Annotated in this window: 15 protein-coding genes and 2 pseudogenes; 13 read left to right on the forward strand and 4 right to left on the reverse strand. The window is 58.9% G+C overall.

Going from position 1 to position 18,081, the window contains the following annotated elements:
* The first annotated feature begins 322 nt into the window (after positions 1-322).
* The 3 genes from NW812_RS03030 (at position 323) to NW812_RS03040 (ending at position 2,782) form a co-directional block, all read left to right on the forward strand.
* Entirely contained in the window at positions 323-1,459 is a 1,137-nt protein-coding gene (locus tag NW812_RS03030; protein WP_414393965.1) for a FecCD family ABC transporter permease, read from the forward strand.
* Positions 1,456-2,289 (forward strand): ABC transporter ATP-binding protein, encoded by an 834-nt coding sequence (locus NW812_RS03035; RefSeq protein ID WP_414393967.1) that lies wholly within the window; start codon positions 1,456-1,458, stop codon positions 2,287-2,289. The genes NW812_RS03030 and NW812_RS03035 overlap by 4 nt, the downstream gene beginning before the upstream one ends.
* A 70-nt stretch (positions 2,290-2,359) precedes the next feature.
* The gene (locus NW812_RS03040) at positions 2,360-2,782 is read left to right on the forward strand and encodes a hypothetical protein (protein ID WP_414393969.1); all 423 of its coding nucleotides are present in this window, start codon (positions 2,360-2,362) and stop codon (positions 2,780-2,782) included.
* Here the strand turns inward: NW812_RS03040 and ftsZ are convergent.
* The 4 genes and pseudogenes from ftsZ to wecB all read right to left on the reverse strand — a co-directional run.
* Positions 2,664-3,687, reverse strand: a pseudogene (ftsZ, locus tag NW812_RS03045) (cell division protein FtsZ); the annotation flags it as partial. The gene NW812_RS03040 and the pseudogene ftsZ overlap by 119 nt on opposite strands.
* A 75-nt stretch (positions 3,688-3,762) precedes the next feature.
* Complete coding sequence (locus NW812_RS03050) at positions 3,763-4,044, reverse strand: hypothetical protein (protein ID WP_414393971.1); 282 nt, start codon at positions 4,042-4,044, stop codon at positions 3,763-3,765.
* Positions 4,045-4,081: 37 nt separating this feature from the next.
* A complete protein-coding gene (locus NW812_RS03055) occupies positions 4,082-4,336 on the reverse strand; it encodes a hypothetical protein (protein ID WP_414393973.1) in 255 nt (84 codons plus the stop codon).
* Positions 4,337-4,487: 151 nt separating this feature from the next.
* Positions 4,488-5,619 (reverse strand): annotated as a pseudogene (gene wecB / locus NW812_RS03060) (non-hydrolyzing UDP-N-acetylglucosamine 2-epimerase).
* Between the two features lie 923 nt (positions 5,620-6,542).
* On the opposite strand from wecB, the gene mgtE reads away from it, so the two are divergent.
* The 10 genes from mgtE (at position 6,543) to trmB (ending at position 18,081) form a co-directional block, all read left to right on the forward strand.
* The gene (mgtE, locus tag NW812_RS03065; RefSeq protein WP_414393974.1) at positions 6,543-7,922 is read left to right on the forward strand and encodes a magnesium transporter; all 1,380 of its coding nucleotides are present in this window, start codon (positions 6,543-6,545) and stop codon (positions 7,920-7,922) included.
* Positions 7,923-8,114: 192 nt separating this feature from the next.
* Complete coding sequence (locus tag NW812_RS03070; protein ID WP_238376758.1) at positions 8,115-8,318, forward strand: hypothetical protein; 204 nt, start codon at positions 8,115-8,117, stop codon at positions 8,316-8,318.
* Positions 8,319-8,345: 27 nt separating this feature from the next.
* Positions 8,346-9,047 carry an MgtC/SapB family protein gene (locus NW812_RS03075; protein WP_414393975.1) on the forward strand — a complete coding sequence of 234 codons (702 nt, stop codon included), beginning with the start codon at positions 8,346-8,348 and terminating at the stop codon, positions 9,045-9,047.
* A gap of 352 nt (positions 9,048-9,399) precedes the next feature.
* Positions 9,400-10,953, forward strand: coding sequence for a ferredoxin--nitrite reductase (locus NW812_RS03080; RefSeq protein WP_414393977.1), 1,554 nt, complete (start codon positions 9,400-9,402; stop codon positions 10,951-10,953).
* A 32-nt stretch (positions 10,954-10,985) separates the two neighbouring features.
* On the forward strand, positions 10,986-12,308 hold the full coding sequence (locus NW812_RS03085; RefSeq protein WP_414393979.1) for a CmpA/NrtA family ABC transporter substrate-binding protein: 1,323 nt from the start codon (positions 10,986-10,988) through the stop codon (positions 12,306-12,308).
* A 133-nt stretch (positions 12,309-12,441) separates the two neighbouring features.
* A complete protein-coding gene (gene ntrB / locus NW812_RS03090) occupies positions 12,442-13,395 on the forward strand; it encodes a nitrate ABC transporter permease (RefSeq protein ID WP_414393981.1) in 954 nt (317 codons plus the stop codon).
* 54 nt (positions 13,396-13,449) lie between these two features.
* The gene (locus tag NW812_RS03095; RefSeq protein ID WP_414393983.1) at positions 13,450-15,441 is read left to right on the forward strand and encodes a nitrate ABC transporter ATP-binding protein; all 1,992 of its coding nucleotides are present in this window, start codon (positions 13,450-13,452) and stop codon (positions 15,439-15,441) included.
* A gap of 34 nt (positions 15,442-15,475) precedes the next feature.
* Positions 15,476-16,318, forward strand: coding sequence for an ABC transporter ATP-binding protein (locus NW812_RS03100; RefSeq protein WP_414394373.1), 843 nt, complete (start codon positions 15,476-15,478; stop codon positions 16,316-16,318).
* A 75-nt stretch (positions 16,319-16,393) separates the two neighbouring features.
* Positions 16,394-17,314: an L-lactate dehydrogenase gene (locus tag NW812_RS03105; RefSeq protein ID WP_414394376.1), complete on the forward strand. Its 921-nt coding sequence runs from the start codon at positions 16,394-16,396 to the stop codon at positions 17,312-17,314.
* 53 nt (positions 17,315-17,367) lie between these two features.
* Complete coding sequence (trmB, locus tag NW812_RS03110) at positions 17,368-18,081, forward strand: tRNA (guanosine(46)-N7)-methyltransferase TrmB (RefSeq protein WP_414393985.1); 714 nt, start codon at positions 17,368-17,370, stop codon at positions 18,079-18,081.

An 18,081-nucleotide genomic window follows, 5' to 3' on the forward strand; every position in this document is an offset into this window, starting at 1 on the left:
TCGGGCCGACCAGCTTGGGCCATTCTAGATCCAGGTCTAGATGAAGTTTGAGACGTTTCCCCAGCCCTTCTCCCCTGATTCCCATTTCGCGGTTGGTTGCCATGACCTCGCTCAGGGTAGTTGGATCCCCCCTGAGATAAGTCTGAATGGCTGGGCAGAGGCGCTGCCCGGTCTTGTCCAAAAGCCCTGAAGCGCAAGAGGGAGAAATTTAGGCACAAGCTATTGAAACTGACTTGCAACATCCAAGAAGCCTTGCTATTCTAGCGACTACGTTTTGTTGAGTTTGACTTTCAATAAAGCTCGGGAGGGAGGCCTGGCCAACTTGGCTGAGTTTTCCATCCTGCCCTTGCGGGCGGAGGGGGTTTCTTGGCCTCAGAAGGCTCTCTTCCTGGGCAAAGCTCGAGAGGTTTTCCCGGTGCTGGTCGATCGCGAGTGTCCGTATACAGAGGTTGAGGGGGACAGAGGCTGGGGGCAAAGAAAGCGGCTGCTCTCGCCAATCGGTTTGACCTGTTTGCTATTGAGTTTCATTTTCCTAGTACTTTTGGTCTCGATTGCTTTGGGATCCGTTCCCATGACTTTCCCAGAACTCTGGCAAGCCCTGTGGGGGCAGGGGGATCCCATTCGGCAGACGATTGTTTGGCAGTTGCGGCTGCCGCGGGCGCTCTTGGCCCAGTTGCTGGGGGCGGCTCTGGGGATGGCAGGGGCCCTGTTGCAGGGGATGCTGGGCAATGGGCTGGCGGATCCCTACCTGCTGGGCATTTCGGCGGGGGCGGGCCTGGCGGCGGTGGGGTTGCTCACCTTGGGAGAGTGGACGGCTTGGGTGACCCTGGCCGCTTGGGTGGGCGGGGTGCTGACTACCGTGTTGGTGTACGGGTTGGCGCGTACTCCCTCGGGACTGGCGGTGGAGCGGCTGATCTTGGCGGGGGTGGCCGTCAGCGCCCTGTTTGGGGCCATTAGCTCCACCTTGTTGTTGATGGCAGATGACCGGGTGCAGGTGGCTCTCACCTGGCTGATTGGCAGCTTGAGCGGGCGGGGCTGGCCAGAGGTGCAGGTGGCCGGGGCGTATATCCTGGTCGGCTTGGGATTGGGATGGGGGCAGGCGCGGGCTTTAAACCTGCTGAGCTTGGGGGAAGAGATGGCGGTGAGCTTGGGGATCCCTCTAGTGCGGACGCGGGTGGTGATTGGTCTGGTGGCGGCTTGGCTGGCGGCAACCGCCGTCAGTGTGGGGGGGTTGATCGGCTTTGTCGGTTTGGTGGTGCCCCACATGGTGCGGCAGGGGGTGGGATCCGATTACCGCTGGCTGTTGCCCCTTTCTGCCTTGGCGGGGGCGACCCTGCTGAGCGGCGCCGATATCCTGAGCCGTTTGGGCCCGATAGAGCTGCCGGTGGGGATTGTCACCGCTGTGATGGGGGCTCCCTTTTTCGGCTGGCTGCTGTGGCAGCAGGGGGCAGGGCGATGAGAGAGCCCATCCTGCAGGTCGAGGATTTGAGCGGGGGCTACGGATCCCGGACGGTGGTGCGACAGGTGAGCTTCAGCGTGCAACAGGGGCAATGGCTGAGCATTGTCGGCCCCAATGGTTCCGGCAAATCGACGGTGCTGCGACTGTTGAGTCGGGTTCTGATTCCCCAAGCTGGGCGCGTGTACTTGGGCGGTCGGGATCTGCACGCTCAACTCACTCCAAAGCAGGTGGCCCGGCAGTTGGCTCTTTTGCCCCAGCAGCAGCGGATCCCGGCAGGGCTGACGGTGCGGCAATTGGTGAGTCTGGGGCGTTCTCCCCACCAGCCCTGGTGGGCGTGGCAGTTGACGCGGGCCGATTGGCAGCGGGTGGAGTGGGCTCTGGAGCAGACAGGACTGGGATCCCTGGCGCTGCGGCGGGTGGAAACCCTTTCGGGGGGTGAGCGGCAACGGGCTTTTCTGGCGTTGGCTTTGGTGCAGGAGCCGCAGGTGTTGCTGTTGGATGAGCCCACCACCTTTTTGGATCTGCGCCACCAACTGGAGCTGCTGGAGCTGTTGCAACGGCTGAAGCAGGAGCAGGGCCTGACGGTAGTTACGGTGCTGCACGACCTGAATTTGGCCATTCGCTACAGCGAGCAGATTGCCTTGCTGGGATCCGGCCAGATGCAGGCCCTGGGGTCTCCCTTGGCGGTGTTGACCCCCAGCCGGGTGCGACAGGTGTTTGGCCTGGAGGTGGAGTGGATCTCGACTCCGGTAGGGCCACAGCTTTGCCCCCTGCGCAGCACAGCTCCAGCGGCAGCAAGGCTCCTCTCCCTGCCGGTGTCAGGGTGCTGAGGGAGGGTTTGTCCGGTTTTGCAGTGAGTTTTTCCTGGGGTGGATTTGAGGAGTCTGAGAGGTTATGCGCGTGAACGGTCGTTGGTGGCGGGTGGTGAGTTTGGGGTTGAGTTTGGGAGTGGGCTGGGGATCCCTGTCCCAGGCTCAGCCCAATGCCCGGATCCCTGATTCGACAACTCCGCCGCTGTTGGCCCAGGCCACTCCTGCGCCGACCACCTTGCAAGAGCAGATTAGGGAGCTGGAGGCGCAAATCGAAGCTGCCCGCCAGCGGGGGGATCAGGCAGAGGTGGAGCGGCTACAGGCCGACCCGCCTGCCAGCATTACCGTCATCGACCGGGACCGGCACCAAGATACCAGCATACCTTCACCCTACCCTACGAAGGGGGCCGTCGGCGGCGCAAGAACTCGGGAGTATCTAAGCCTCCAGACATCGGCGGCTCAGGCTCCGGAGGCTGTCGAGGCGGCAGCCCAGAGCCCGTGGGAGTGGGCTTAGGAACCCCCGACTTGTTGGAGGCAGAAACTTTGGTTGCAGCAGGGATGGTGGCTGGACGGGCTTTCTCTTGGAAACCGGTCGATGACCGTGATGCGCACTTCCCCCTGCATGCGCTCGTCTTGGACGGTGCCGAAGATGATGTTGGCCTCGGGATCCACTGCCTCGGCGATGATCTCGGCAGCCACCGTGACCTCATGCAAGGACAAATCCGGCCCACCGGTAATGTTGAAGAGGACACCTTTAGCCCCTTCGATGGAGGTTTCCAAAAGCGGCGAAGATACAGCGGTAATGGCGGCTTCGCGGGCGCGGGACTTGCCGGATCCCATGCCAATTCCCATCAAGGCAGAGCCGGCATCGGCCATCACGCTGCGCACATCGGCAAAATCCACATTGATCATGCCGGGAATGAGAATGATATCCGAGATGCCCCGCACCCCCTGCCGCAGCACATCATCCGCAACGCGAAAAGCCTCTTGGACAGGGGTTTGCTCGGAGATCACCGAAAGCAACTTGTCATTGGGAATTACAATCAGGGTATCAACTGCCTCCCGCAGCGCTTGGATCCCTTCCTCGGCCTGCTTGCTGCGGCGCTTGCCCTCAAAGGAAAAGGGCCGTGTCACCACTCCCACCGTCAGGGCACCACTGGCTTTGGCAATTTGGGCGATGACGGGTGCTCCACCCGTGCCCGTGCCTCCCCCCATGCCGGCGGCAATGAAGACCAGATCTGCCCCTTTGATGGCTGCTGCTATTTCTTCGCTGGATTCTTCTGCCGCTTTCTGGCCAATAGCCGGGTTACCGCCTGCACCCAAGCCTCGAGTCAGCTTCTGCCCAATTTGCAAGCGGTTCACCGTCGAGGACTGGGCAAGGGCCTGCGCATCGGTATTGACGCTCCAAAACTCAACGCCCACTGCTGATAGAGCGCCACTTTGTAGAACTGAGGCTTTGGCATCCTGTAGAGATTCAGGGATCCGGACTTGCATTCAGACCAGCTCTAGGTGGATCTCCGCTTTTAGCCGTTGGGGGAGGGAAATTTTGAATACATCTCCCTGATTCATTTCGTGGGCATCTTCCATGCTGGCCAGGGCTTCCACCACTTCTTCGGAGTTGGCGGTTAGCACCACAACGGGGCGCTCGCAGGCAATGGGGAAATCGTGCCACGTGCCGAGGTGCAGCAGCAGCCCATGCCCGGCAGGGAATCGCAGGGCTTGTACTTTGTCGAGATCGGGAGCTTCTTTGGGATGGTTGGGAGGAGCTATCACCATGATGAACGGCCTTGCCCCAGGCCGACAAACAACTGGGTCATACGCATGTGGCGCTCCAGCCAGAGCACAGGTGGATATCCGGGCAGGATCTTAGCCGTACGGATAACGGCTCTACCGGTGTATTGAAAGTCGATGTTTTGTCTTCCAGGACACGCCCCTGATAACAGGGGATCCCCAGCCCAGGATTGGCCACATCGTCCCCTATAAGTTGGCCGAAGGGTTGCACATTTTCTGGGGTGGCATCCACAATCGGCACCTGGACAACGGTGGTGGCAGTTGCAGTCGTGCTCATGGTTTGCATCCTCGCTCTTGATTGGACTGGGGTCAATTGGATTGGAGTCAGGCTTTCTATCTTAATTAATTGTCTTATTGAGATTAGTTGTCTTATTGAGAGCAATAGGTAAAGAAACGGTTTTCCCGGTAATTTGATTCTTATTTAATTCTTAACTTTGTTCTTCTCGAGGGCTTTGCGGGTTAAACCACCGCTCGATGATGTGGCGAATTTGCCGGGCGGCAGTGCCATCGCCAAAGGGGTTTTGGGCTTGGGCCATGCGGGCATAGGCTTGTGGGTCTGTGAGCAATTCTCGGGCTACCTTCAGGATCTTTTCGGGGTGTGTGCCTACCAGGCGGGCGGTGCCGGCAGCAATCGCTTCAGGACGTTCGGTGGTCTGCCGCAGCACCAGCACCGGTTTGCCCAGGGCAGAGGCCTCTTCTTGAATGCCGCCGGAGTCGCTGAGGATGAGGGTACAGCGCTGCATGGCGCTCACCCAGAGGGGATAGTCCAGAGGCTCAGTGAGAAAAGCCCGCTCATGGGATCCCAACAGGGCTTGCAGGGGATCCCGCACCAAGGGGTTGGGATGGAGGGGCAAAAGAAGGGCGGTATCGGGAAACTCGGCCAAGATCTGCAGCAGAGCCTTGCCGATGGCGGTTAGGGGATCCCCCCAATTTTCCCGCCGGTGCACGGTCAGGACACGGTAGCGCTGCCAGTCCAGCCCGGGAATGGGGCAGGGGATCCCTTGGGAGGCCACTTGCAGTAGGGCGTCGATGACAGTGTTGCCGGTGCAATGGATGGATCCCACCACGTGGCTTCGCTTCAGGTTGTCAACGGCTTGGGGGGTAGGGGCAAAGTGCAGGCTGGCCAACTGGGAGATCAGGCGGCGATTGGCCTCTTCGGGGAAAGGATTGTAGAGATCATCGGTGCGCAGTCCGGCTTCCACATGCCCAACCGGGATCCGGTGGTAAAAAGCTGCCAAGGCGGCAGCGAAGGCGGTGGTGGTATCTCCCTGCACCAAAACCAGTTGAGGATGTTGCTCTTGAAAGTAGAGTTCTAGGCCCCGCAAGGTGGCTTCGGTGATGTCCGTCAAGCTTTGGCGGGGGCGCATGATCGCCAGATCCCGATCCGCTTGCAGACCGAATAGCCGCATCACCTGATCCACCATTTCCCGGTGTTGTCCGGTCAAGATCGGCTCGGTGCGCAGATGGGGACTGGCACGCAGGGCTTGGATCCACCGGGGCCAGCTTAATGGCTTCGGGCCGTGTGCCCAAGATCACGGCAACGAGGGGAAGGGAGGCCATAAGCTCAAGGACATCGGCACCTATAGGAGATGGGAAGCGCAGCTCATTGAAGCAAGGCCACCAACAAACCACTAACAAAAACCACTAACAAAACAGAGGCGGCGAAGGGTGTGGGTTGCTCAAGGTCGCAAGCCACCGAGATGTAGACTCTGCTGAGTCAGGCTGAGGGCAATGTCGAGACGAGAGGAACCACAAGGGGGCTATTGCTGCTCACCCCGATCTTACCCCTCCAGCTGCCCCACCAATTTTTCACCGGATGAGCTGGAGAAAAAGGGTTGACGGGATCCCACTCCTTCAACTAGCCTAAAGGGGGCTGAAGAGATCCTCTTCTGGCTGTCCGGGTTGTTTCGGTTAACCTTTTTGGAGGAAAACGTTCAACAGCATGGACGCTTCCGGTAGTTGTAGCGCCAGCCACCAGTGGATGGTCTTCGAGAAGCACGTTCTTGAAGATTGGGCTCTTACTGGTGTCTTCTTTTTCCCCGCTGACAGCTTCTGTCGTCGCTTGAGAGGATCCCGTTTCGCCAACGCGAAGGGGTGGGAGAGTTTTCCCGGCTAGCTTTTGACTTGGGTGGCTCTCTCAGTCGGCGACGAACAGATGAGCTGAGCAGAGCCTTACCTGAGCAATGGGTTTGTACAGCCCTGTTCAGAAAAGGGGAGATCAGGAGTAATTCCGAGGGGATTCCCCTTGACTTTCCCGTTGTGGGTTTTGGGGTTTCCGCAGGCCTGGGGATCCCTTGGAGTCCCTTTTATCGGCTTGGGCGCTTGCGATCCAAGCTGGGCTTGGAGGCCTGGCGCTAGACCTACGGCTTGCTGCGCGGCCATCCAAGGGTTTCAGGGCTTCCCTGTGAGCCTCGGAGCACCGGTTGGCTGTTGACCTCCTGGTTCTCTTCATCCCGGCTGACCCCAACGTTCGGAGGTTTATCATGCGGCACAACATTCTTCGCGATCTCCTAACCCCTGCTTCCTTGGAAGCCGCCAAGCGAGAGGCCAACCGCGCTCCCATTGCCGAGCTGGTGCAGCAGTTGATGGAGATTTCACCTCGGGAGCGGGCTTTGGCTTTCCGCTTGCTGGAAAAAGACAGAGCCATTGCAGTGTTTGAGTATCTGCGGCCCGAAGAGCAGGCCGATCTCATTCGCAGCATGGAAAGCCCAGAAGTGATCCAGCTCGTAGAGGCTCTGCCACCTGATGAGCGGGTACGTCTGTTTGAGGAGTTGCCGGCCAAAGTAACCAAGCGCCTCATTGCCAACCTCAGCCCAGAAGCTCGGGAAGCAGTGAATATCTTGCTGGGTTATCCAGAGCGCAGTGCCGGTCGGCTGATGAACCTGCGCTACTTGTCGGTACGGGATACCCTCACCGTCGGGGCTGCTCTGGCCAGCGTGCGGGACTCTCAACTGGGAGACGATGAGCTGGATGTGATTTTTGTGGTGGACGATCAGCGGTTCTACAAAGGTTTGGTTCGCACCGTGCGCCTCGTGAAAGCAGATCCGGATTTGCCCATTCGGGAGCTGATTGAGGGATCGGATATTTTTGCTCGGGTTACCGACCGGGATCTCCAGGCAGCTCGTTTGCTCAAAGATTCCGGCTTGCCGGCCATTCCGGTGGTCGACAGTGAAGGACGCTTGGTGGGAGATATCACCTTTGAAGATGTCATCAACTTGGTGGAAGAAGAAGCCACCGACGCCGCTCTGGCCCAAGCAGGGGTGGGCAACTTGCTCAGCCGAGACAAGGTTTGGAGCGAGCGCCTGGTTAAAGGCTCCCGTTGGTATGCCGTCCGCCTGCGCATCACGTTTTTAGTCATCACCTTGATTGGCGGCATGGTGGTGGGGGGAGTGATCGAAACCTTTGAGGAGGTGTTGGAGGCGGTGACGGCAGCGGCTGTTTTCATCCCCTTGGTCATGGATATGGGCGGTAATGTCGGTACCCAATCTACGACCATCTTTGCCCGTGGCTTGGCTTGGGGCCACATCAACGTGCGGCAGTTTCTCCCCTATTTGCTGCGGGAAGCCAGCATTGGTGGCATTATCGGAGTGATCCTGGGAGTCACGGCTGGGGTGATTGCCTACTTCTGGCAGGGGGCACCCAATGGGATCCCACAATTGGGTCTAGCGGTGGGCTTGGCTCTGGCCATTGTCCTCACTTTGGGGGCTGTCTTGGGCGCCATTTTGCCCTGGGTGATGTTAAAGCTGGGCTTTGACCACGCTCCGGGAGCGGATCCTTTTATCACTACCATTAAAGACTTCACCGGCCTCTGGGTGTATTTCACCCTGGTGGCTTGGCTAGTCGGGGTTGAAGTGGAGCTCTAGGGCTGCGCCGGCGCTGGATCCAGGGGGCACCTCACCGGCAAGGCGCGTTCCAGGAACGAATAATCCAGCCCTTCTTGAGAAATCAGCCTTTCAGAGTCTCGCCACAAGGCTATCGCGACGGCGGCGCAGAGCACTTTTACGAGGTGTCCTTTGACCAACGAAGGGTTACAGCAAACATTTAGGAGGTGTGCCATGACCTTGAAAGTTCTATCTCCCTTGGCTGCTGCTCAATTTCGGTCACGGCTGCAGCAGTATGCCTATCGGGTGGGCATAACCTGTGCTTTAGAAACAGGTGGTAAGCTGGCCCCAGAATCCGCCTTTGCTCAACTGGAAGCCCTCTGGCAAACCTTGCAACAGGAAGCCACTGCCCTTGGGATCCCAGATGAGGATGGCTAAACTTTATCCTTTCACGAGAACCGGAGCATGACCTGGATTGACTTCACCTTGCGTTTGGCCGTTGCCTTTGTCCTGGGATCCCTCATTGGCCTGGAGCGACAGTGGCGGCAGCGTATGGCCGGCTTACGCACCAACACCTTGGTGGCCACGGGTGCAGCTTTGTTTGTCATGCTCTCGGTTCTCACCCCTGATGAAAGCAGCCCGACCCGTATTGCGGCCCAAGTGGTATCGGGGATTGGCTTTTTGGCCGGGGGCGTGATTCTTAAGGAAGGAGCCAGCGTCCGTGGCCTGAACACTGCCGCCACCATCTGGTGTGCAGCCGCGGTGGGAGCCTTTGCCGGATCGGGGTACATTCCCCAAGCTGCCATTGGGGCCGCAGCTGTGTTGATCTCCAACGTTGTGCTGCGTCCGCTGGGCTACCGCATCAACCAGCAGCCTTTGAAAGGCACAGAACTGGAACTGGTCTATGAGTGTTCGTTCATCTGCAAAAGCCAAGCAGAGGCCCACATCCGCGCCTTGCTCCTGCAGGGTATAGCTCCCACCCATCTCAAACTGCGCGCCCTCTACAGCGAAGACCTGGAGGACAAGCCCGATCTGGTCAAAGTCGAAGCAGAGCTAGTCACCCAGACCCGCGACGACCAAGCCCTGGAACTTGTCGTCAGCCGCATCAGCCTAGAGCCAGGCGTGATCACTGCCCGATGGCGGATCATCGAACAGGAATTTGGCTGATCCCTCATCCTGCCAACTCCCAACCGGTCAGCAACGCAAACACCAGAAATAAGCCGCCCCCCACCCAATGCACGGCGCGTTCAGAGGACTACTACGGCTTGGTCAATCCCGGTAGCTTGGAGAAAATTAGAGTTGCCTGCGAGCAGTTGGCTAGGGTTCTTTTGAAGGTGGGATAGAGGGGCAGTAAACGCTGTTTTTCCTAGCAGGGGAAAGGGGATCCCCCTCTCCTATGCATAAGCCACAACTTAGCTATGCCGAAATCGCATAGCTCGTTAAGAAGTGTAACGCCAACTACCAAAGTCCATGGTTCGTCATCGCTAGGATAGGCGGCGTTCATCCCACGGCAGCGATCATGGCGAACCAGTTTGAACGCCTTAAAAGCGAGAAGGATGGGCTGGCGGTTAAGGACGAGCTGGAAGCTTTTGCCCAAATGGGCTGGGAGAACATCCCCGAAGACGACCGAGATCACCGCCTCAAGTGGCTGGGGATCTTCTTTCGCAAGCGCACCCCTGGCCAGTTCATGCTGCGGCTGCGCCTGCCCAATGGGATCCTGACCAGCGGCCAAATGCGCAAGTTGGCCGAGATCCTCCGCCCCTACGGCCAAGATGGCGTAGCCGACATCACCACTCGGCAAAACCTGCAACTGCGGGGCATTCCCATTGAGGACATGCCTCAGGTTCTGCGGCAACTCAAGGAGGTGGGCCTGACCAGCATCCAGTCAGGCATGGACAACGTGCGCAACATCACGGGATCCCCTCTGGCCGGTATCGACCCGGATGAGCTGATCGACGTGCGTGGCCTCACCCGCAAAGTGCAGGACATGGTAACCAACAACGGCGAGGGCAACCCTTCTTTCTCCAACCTGCCGCGCAAGTTCAACATCGCCATCTGCGGTTGTCGCGACAACTCGGTGCATGCCGAGATCAACGACCTGGCTTTTGTGCCTGCTTTCAAAGAGGGCAAGCTGGGCTTCAACGTCTTGGTGGGAGGCTTTTTTTCGGCCCGCCGCTGTGCCGAGGCCATCGGGCTGGACGTTTGGGTAGATCCCCGCGATGTGGTTCCTCTATGTGAGGCGGTGCTGCTGGTCTATCGGGATCACGGCCTGCGGGCCAACCGGCAAAAGGCGCGGCTGAGGTGGCTCATTGACGAGTGGGGCCTGGAGAAGTTTCGGGCGGCGGTGGAGCAGCAGATTGGCCACCCTCTGCCCAGAGCGGCGGAAAAAGACGAGGTGGTCTGGCACAAGCGGGATCTGCTGGGAGTACACGCCCAAAAGCAACTGGGCCTTAACTTTGTAGGCCTGCACGTGCCCGTCGGGCGGCTCAACGTCCCGGAGATGAGGGAGCTGGCTCGCTTGGCGGAGGTGTACGGCTCCGGAGAGCTGCGGCTAACGGTGGAGCAGAACGTGCTCATCCCCAATGTGCCCGACTCGCGGGTGGGGCCGCTTCTCCAAGAGCCGCTCTTGAAAAAGTTCTCCCCCAACCCGGGACCCTTGCAGCGGGGGTTGGTGTCCTGTACGGGCAACCAGTTTTGCAACTTTGCCCTCATCGAGACCAAAAACCGCGCCGTGGCCTTGATGGAAGAGCTGGAGGCCGAGCTGGAGATTCCTCAAACAGTGCGCATCCACTGGACAGGCTGTCCCAACTCCTGCGGCCAGCCCCAGGTGGCTGATATTGGCCTCATGGGCACCACCGTTCGCAAGGACGGCAAGCCGGTGGAGGCAGTGGACATCTACATGGGGGGAGAAGTGGGCAAAGACGCCAAGCTGGGCGAATGTGTGCGCCAAGGGATCCCTTGCGAAGACCTCAAGCCCGTCTTGGTGGAGCTGCTGATTGAGCACTTCGGGGCCAGGCCGCGTCGTGATCCCTCGGCTGCTCAGACCTCTGCTTCCCCCTTGATGACCTACTAGGCAGTTCGTCGTTCGAAATTTTGGAGGTTGTGATGTCTAAGCTATTCAACACTTCCTCTCCCATCTCCCGTCGCCAGTTTTTGGCTGGGGCAGCTGCCCTTGCGGCTGGAGCAGCTACGGCTGGGATCCCCCGCGCCCAATCCCAATCCTTGGGGCAGGGCTACTGGGTAGCTCAAGCTGATACCCCAGAAACCACGCGAGCCAGGCTGGGATTTATCGCCCTCACCGACGCTGCCCCCCTCATCATTGCCAAAGAGAAGGGGTTTTTTGCCAAGTACGGCATGAAAGACGTGGAGGTGGTCAAGCAGGCCTCTTGGGGCACCACCCGCGACAACTTGGTGCTGGGATCCGCCGCTGGCGGCATCGATGGGGCACACATCCTCACCCCCATGCCCTACCTCATCACCACCGGCAAAGTTACCGATGGCAAGCCGGTGCCTATGTACATTTTGGCCCGTCTCAATCTGGACGGTCAGGGCATCAGCATTTCCAACGAATATCGGGATCTGAAAATTGGCTTGGATAGTTCCCCCCTCAAAGCTAAGTTTGCCGAGTTGCGAGCAGCCGGCAAAGAGCCCAAATGCGCGATGACCTTCCCCGGCGGTACCCACGACATGTGGATGCGCTATTGGCTGGCGGCAGGCGGGATCGATCCCACCCGCGATGTCTCCCTCATTGTGGTGCCGCCCCCGCAAATGGTGGCCAACATGAAGTCCAAAACCATGCAAGCTTTCTGTGTGGGCGAGCCTTGGAATGCCCAGTTGGTGAACCAAAAAGCGGGGTATAGTGCCCTCACCACCGGCGAGCTATGGAACAACCACCCGGAAAAGGCCTTTGCCCTGCGGGCCGACTGGGTGGATGCGCACCCGAAAGCCACCCTTGCCCTGTTGAAAGCAATCCTAGAAGCCCAGATCTGGTGCGATCAGATGGAAAACAAAGAAGAAATGTGCCGCATCATTAGCAACCGTCGCTGGTTGGGGGTTCCCGTAGCGGATATCTTGGGCCGCGCCAAAGGCACTTTCGACTACGGCACCGGCAAGGTTGTTGAGAACAGCCCCCATTTGATGAAGTTCTGGCGAAATAGTGCTTCCTACCCCTTCAAGAGCCACGATCTCTGGTTCTTGACGGAAAACATCCGCTGGGGTTACCTGCCTGCTGACACCGATACCAAAGCTTTGGTGGATAAGGTCAACCGAGAAGATCTCTGGCGCGAGGCCGCCAAAGCCATTGGCCAGCAGGCTGCTATTCCCCCCAGCACCTCCCGCGGCGTGGAAACCTTCTTCGATGGGGTGAAGTTCGATCCCGAAAATCCTGCCGCCTATCTGGAGAAGTTGGCGATTAAGAAGCTGGCCTAACTTGCTGACTTGCCTGAGTTGGTAACTGCCCAGGAGAGAAGGGATCCGCCAACTTCTACCTAGAGTGTTCAAGTTGAACCCCTTCTCTCTTGGGATCCCTCTAAGCTAACTTCAACCTCACTCCTAGTAGACTATGAGACTTCCCGAATCTGCCCTAAAGTTGAGCTACCACCTCTTGCGGATCTTCCTTTCCCTACTGGCTGGCCTAGGACAATGGCTGCTGAAAACTGGCCCAGGTTTTGCTCTTCAGGCCAACGCCGGCATTGGTTCACCCGCTAGCTCTACCTTTGCTTGGCGGCAACGGGTTCAGGTTTACAAGGTGCTGCGCCGCATTCTGTTGCCCGCCACGGCCATTCTAATCCTGCTCATTCTCTGGCAAATTGCCTACAGCCGGCCGGGAGCCAACTTGCCCACACCTCTCCAAGTTTGGCAGGACACTTGGGATCCCCTCATTAAAGATCCCTTTTTTGACTATGGTGGCAATGCTAAAGGGCTGTTCTGGCAAATTTGGGCCAGCTTGCGGCGGGTGTTCATTGGGTTTGCCCTGGCCGGCTTGGTGGGGGTCGTGGGCGGCATGATCATTGGGGTTAACCGCTGGCTCTACGAGGCCTTGGATCCCATCTTTCAGGTGCTGCGCACAGTGCCACCTTTAGCCTGGCTGCCCATTTCCTTGGCCGCCTTTCGCGATGCCAATCCTTCCGCCATTTTTGTTATCTTCATCACTGCCCTCTGGCCTATTTTGATCAACACCATCGCTGGCGTGCAGCGGATCCCACAGGATTACCGCAATGTGGCCAGAATTCTGCGTCTGTCTGGCTGGAAGTATTTCTTCAAGATCGTCTTCCCGGCAACCGTGCCCTACATTTTCACCGGCCTGCGCATTGGGGTGGGCCTGTCTTGGCTGGCCATTGTGGCGGCGGAAATGTTGATTGGCGGCGTGGGCATTGGATTCTTCATTTGGGATGCCTGGAATAGCTCCCGCGTTAGCGAGATTATTCTGGCCTTGGTCTATGTTGGCCTAGTTGGACTTTTGTTGGATCGCATCACGGCTTGGATTGGCTCGCTGGTGGTGAGCGAAGATCACTAGGCTAAGTTTTCCTGATCCCAACAATCCATTTCAAGGAATCCCTTAGGTAGCCTTATGAAGACCCAGCCTTACATTGAAGTTGATCATGTAGACAAAGATTTTCTTCTAGACAATGGAGAAGTCTACCCTGTCCTGAGAGACATCCATCTAGAGATCCAAAAAGGGGAGTTTGTCTCGCTCATTGGCCACTCCGGCTGTGGCAAATCGACCTTGCTCAATATCCTTGCCGGCTTAGAGCAGCCATCCCGAGGCGGTGTTCTCCTAGAGGGCCGGCAGGTGACGGATCCCGGGCCGGATCGCATGGTGGTGTTTCAGAACTATTCCCTGCTGCCCTGGCTGACGGTGCGGGAAAACATTGCTCTAGCCGTAGACGAGGTGCTGGGATCCCTTCCCAAAGCGGAGCGGAAGCAGATTGTGGAAGAGCACATCCGCCGCGTGGGGCTGCAGGGGGCAGCCGACAAGCGCCCGGCCCATCTGTCGGGGGGGATGAAACAGCGGGTGGCCATTGCCCGGGCTTTGGCCATTCGCCCCAGGGTACTGCTGTTGGATGAGCCGTTCGGGGCGCTGGACGCCCTTACCCGCGGCAGCCTGCAGGAGCAACTGATGGAGATTGCCCAGGCCGAGCAGCTCACCTGCGTCATGGTGACCCACGATGTGGACGAGGCGCTTTTGCTTTCAGATCGAGTGGTGATGCTCACCAATGGCCCTGAGGCCCGCGTCGGCCAGATCTTGCGGATCCCGTTTCCCCGCCCCCGCCACCGCCTGGAAGTGGTGAATCACCCCGAGTACTACAGCCTGCGGGGCGAGATGATCTACTTTCTCAACCAGCAAAAGCGGGCCCGCCAGAAAACTCTCACCCGCGTGGCCATCGCCAAGGGGGGGCTGGAAAAAGTCAACTTGGCAATTGGCTTTGTGCCCCTCAACGACTGCGCCCCTCTGGTGGTGGCCCAAGAAAAAGGCCTGTTTCAAAAGCACGGTCTGGAACAGGTCACCCTGGTGCGGGAGCCGGGCTGGAAGACCATCTGGGAAGGGATCCGCTCCGGTCGGCTGGATGCGGCCGTGGTGGTGGCCGGGATCCCGTTGGCGTCCACTCTGGGAGTGGGGGGAGTGCCGGTGCCTTTGGTAACCTCGTTAACCCTCTCCCGCGGCGGCAGCGCCATTACCTTTGGGCGTCGACTTCTGTTGCAGGGGGTTTTTAGCCCCTGGGATCTTGGCAACTACCTAAGGGAAACCCCAGAGGCCGTCCCTACCCTGGGGGTGGTTCACCCAGCTTCCCTGCACAACTTCTTGTTGCGGCACTGGCTGGCCAGCGGAGGGGTGGATCCGGATCGCGACGTCACGTTGACAATGATCCCACCTCTGCAGATGGTGGCCCGTCTCAAAGCCAGCAATATCGACGGCTACTGCGTGGACGAACCCTGGAACTCCCGCGCCGTTAGGGAAGGGCTAGGGTTCATCGTCACCACCACTCCCGAAATCTTGCCCAGCCACATCGAGAAAGTCCTAACAGTGCGCCAGGACTGGGCCCAAAGCTACCCCCGCACCCACGTGGCTCTGGTCAAGGCGTTACTGGAGGCTTGCCACTACTGCGATCAGCCGCAGCACCGTTCTGAGATCTTGGAGTGGCTGGCTCAGCCCCAGTATGTGGGCGCGGCCCTGGAGGATCTGCAGCCGGGGTGGAGGGGTGTCCTGCAGCGGGGAATTGCCGATGAATCGCAAGTGATTGTCGGTTTCCATCAGTTTGCCAACGGGCGCAACACCTGTCCGGAAAGATTGGAGCACCTTTGGATCCTGACGCAGATGGCTCGCTGGGACCTCTGCGCTTTTCCTCGCAATTGGGTTTCTGTCCTCGAGCAAGTGCTAGACGACAAGACCTATGCCCTAGCTGCCAGAGACCTGGGGCTGCCGGATCGGGCCCACGACCGTGGAGCTTTGCTCTTTGGCGATGGATCCCGCTTTGATGGCGAGGATCCCATTGCCTACCTGGAGTCGGTGGCCATAGGGCAGGAGCCGAAGCTGCAGAACTACCGGCTTAGCGAAGTTTAGCTTTTGTTACCTTACTCAACCCGAAAACGCCATGATGACCCGCTCTCGCCTATCTTCCTCGCCCTCGTCTTCAACAATTTCTGCCGCAGGGCTGCCTCTTCTGCGTCTTCAGAATGTGGGCAAGACCTACTGGACTGCGGCAGGGCCTTTTGTTGCCTTGGAAAACATCAATCTGGAAGTAGCTGCCGGGGAATTCGTCTGCATTATCGGCCACTCCGGCTGTGGTAAGTCCACCTTGATCAACATGGTGGCCGGGTTTTCTGCTCCAACGTCCGGGTCCATTACCCTCAAGGGCCAGCCCATCACTGCTCCAGGGCCGGATCGGATGATGGTGTTTCAGAACTATTCCCTTTTGCCTTGGCTGACAGCTTTTGAAAATGTTTATCTGGTGGTGGATCAGGTCTATCCCGATAAATCCCCCAAAGAGAAAAGGGAAATCGTTCAGGAACACCTGGAACTCGTGGGCTTGGCCGAAGCAGCCCACAAGCGGCCCAAGCAGCTTTCTGGCGGCATGAAGCAAAGGGTGGCCATTGCGCGCGCTCTGGCCGTTCGCCCTGAAGTGCTGCTATTGGACGAGCCCTTTGGGGCCTTGGATCCCATTACCAAGGAAGAGCTCCAGGATGAGCTGCTAGCCATTTGGCGGGATCACCGCTGCACGGTTTTGATGATTACCCATGACATCGACGAGGCTCTTTATCTATCAGACCGGGTGGTGATGATGACCAACGGCCCTGCTGCTCGTATTGGCGAGATCTTGACCATTCCTTTCGAGCGACCGCGCATCCGCTCCCGTATCATGGAAATGCCTGAGTTTTACGAGCTGCGCCACTCTGCCCTCGACTTTCTCTACCGTCGCTTCGCCCATGTCTTGGATTAAGCCATGACGGCCTCTGGGCACCAACCTCCGTCGCCCCTTCAGCAGCAGGCTAAGCAGCAGGCTTCCCGTCGCCTTTTGAAGGGATCCATCATCGGCGCTGGGCAAGTGGGCATGGCCTGTGCCTACGCGATGGTTATCCAGAACACGCTGGACGAGCTGGTTCTTCACGATATCGACCGCGCCAAGCTGGAAGGAGAGGTGATGGACCTGGTGCACGGGATCCCCTTTGTCGAGCCGACGCGGATCTGGGCAGGGGAGCTGGCCGATTGCGCCGGGTCTGATGTGGTGATTTTAACGGCAGGGGCCAAGCAGCGGCCTGGGGAAACCCGCTTGGATTTGGTCCACCGCAACGTCGAGATCTTCAAAAGCCTGATCCCGGCCCTGATGGAGCATTGTCCAGAGGCCATCTTCCTCGTGGTGAGCAACCCCGTTGATGTCATGACCTATGTTTCTTTGAAGTTGTCGGGGCTGCCGCCAGGGCAGGTGATGGGGTCGGGAACGGTCTTGGATACGGCCCGCTTTCGCTACCTTTTGGCCCAGCGGCTGGGAGTGGATCCGCGCAGCCTGCACGCCTACATCATCGGCGAGCATGGGGATAGCGAGGTGGCCGTCTGGAGCAAGGTCAATATCGCCGGCACGCCAATTGGCCAGCTTTCGCCAGCCTGGGATCCCGCCCACTTGGGGGATATTTTCGAGCAGGTGCGCAACGCCGCCTACGAGATCATCCGCCGCAAAGGGGCCACGAGCTATGCCATTGGCCTAGGGGTGGCGCAGATTGTCCAGGCGCTGGTGCGGGATCAGCGGCGGGTTTTAACCGTGAGCAGCCTCACCCAGGGGGAGTACGGCCTGCCGGAGGTCTGCCTTAGCTTGCCCAGGGTCGTTGGACGGCAAGGGGTGGAGCGCACGCTAGTCATGGCCCTTACCGAGAGCGAGCAGCAGCAATTGCACCGCTCGGCCCAGATCTTGCGGCAGGTCATTGACAGTATCCAGTGGTAGCTTAGATTTCCCCTGGCGGAGGGTTCCCTCTGCAAGAGCCGAAGCTGGCGCTTATGGCAACAGAAGTGCAACGGCCCAGTCCTAGAAGCCAACCCAAGGAGGGCTCTTCTTCTCCCCCCTGGGCTGACCTCCCGCTGCAAAAGGGGCTTGGCCAACGGCTGCGGCAACACGTCAACCCCCTGCAGGCTCAGTACCAACAGCCTGCTTCCCCACCCCACTGGGAACGGGTGTATCGGCGGCTGGGACAGCCCTTTCACTTGGATATCGGCAGCGGGAGTGGGCGCTTTCTGCTGCGCCTGGCCCAGGAACAGCCCGACTGGAACTTTTTGGGCGTGGAGATTCGGCAGCCGCTGGTGGAGCGGGCCAATGCCTGGCGGGACGAGCTGGGGCTGGACAATGTCTATTTCCTGTTTGCCAACATCAACGTCTCCCTAAGGCATCTGTTTGCCCCTGGGGAGCTTAGCCGCGTCACCATTCAATTTCCGGATCCCTGGTTTAAAAAGCGCCATCACAAGCGGCGGATCGTCCAGCCCCAACTGGTGGCGGATCTGGCGCTGCTGCTGCAACCGGGCAGCCCTGTTTTCTTGCAGTCGGACGTGCAGGAAGTTGCCGAGGAGATGGTCGCTCGTTTCCTAGAGCATCCGCAGTTTTGGAATCCCTACCAGGGTCCCCTCGATGACAACCCCTTTGGCATTCCTACTGAGCGGGAGTGGCAGTGTCTGCAGTTGGGGCTGCCCATCTACCGTTATTGGCTGGAGCGACGCTGA

Origin of the sequence: Synechococcus sp. O70.2 (assembly GCF_047462135.1) — a bacterium.
GTDB lineage: Bacteria > Cyanobacteriota > Cyanobacteriia > Thermostichales > Thermostichaceae > Thermostichus.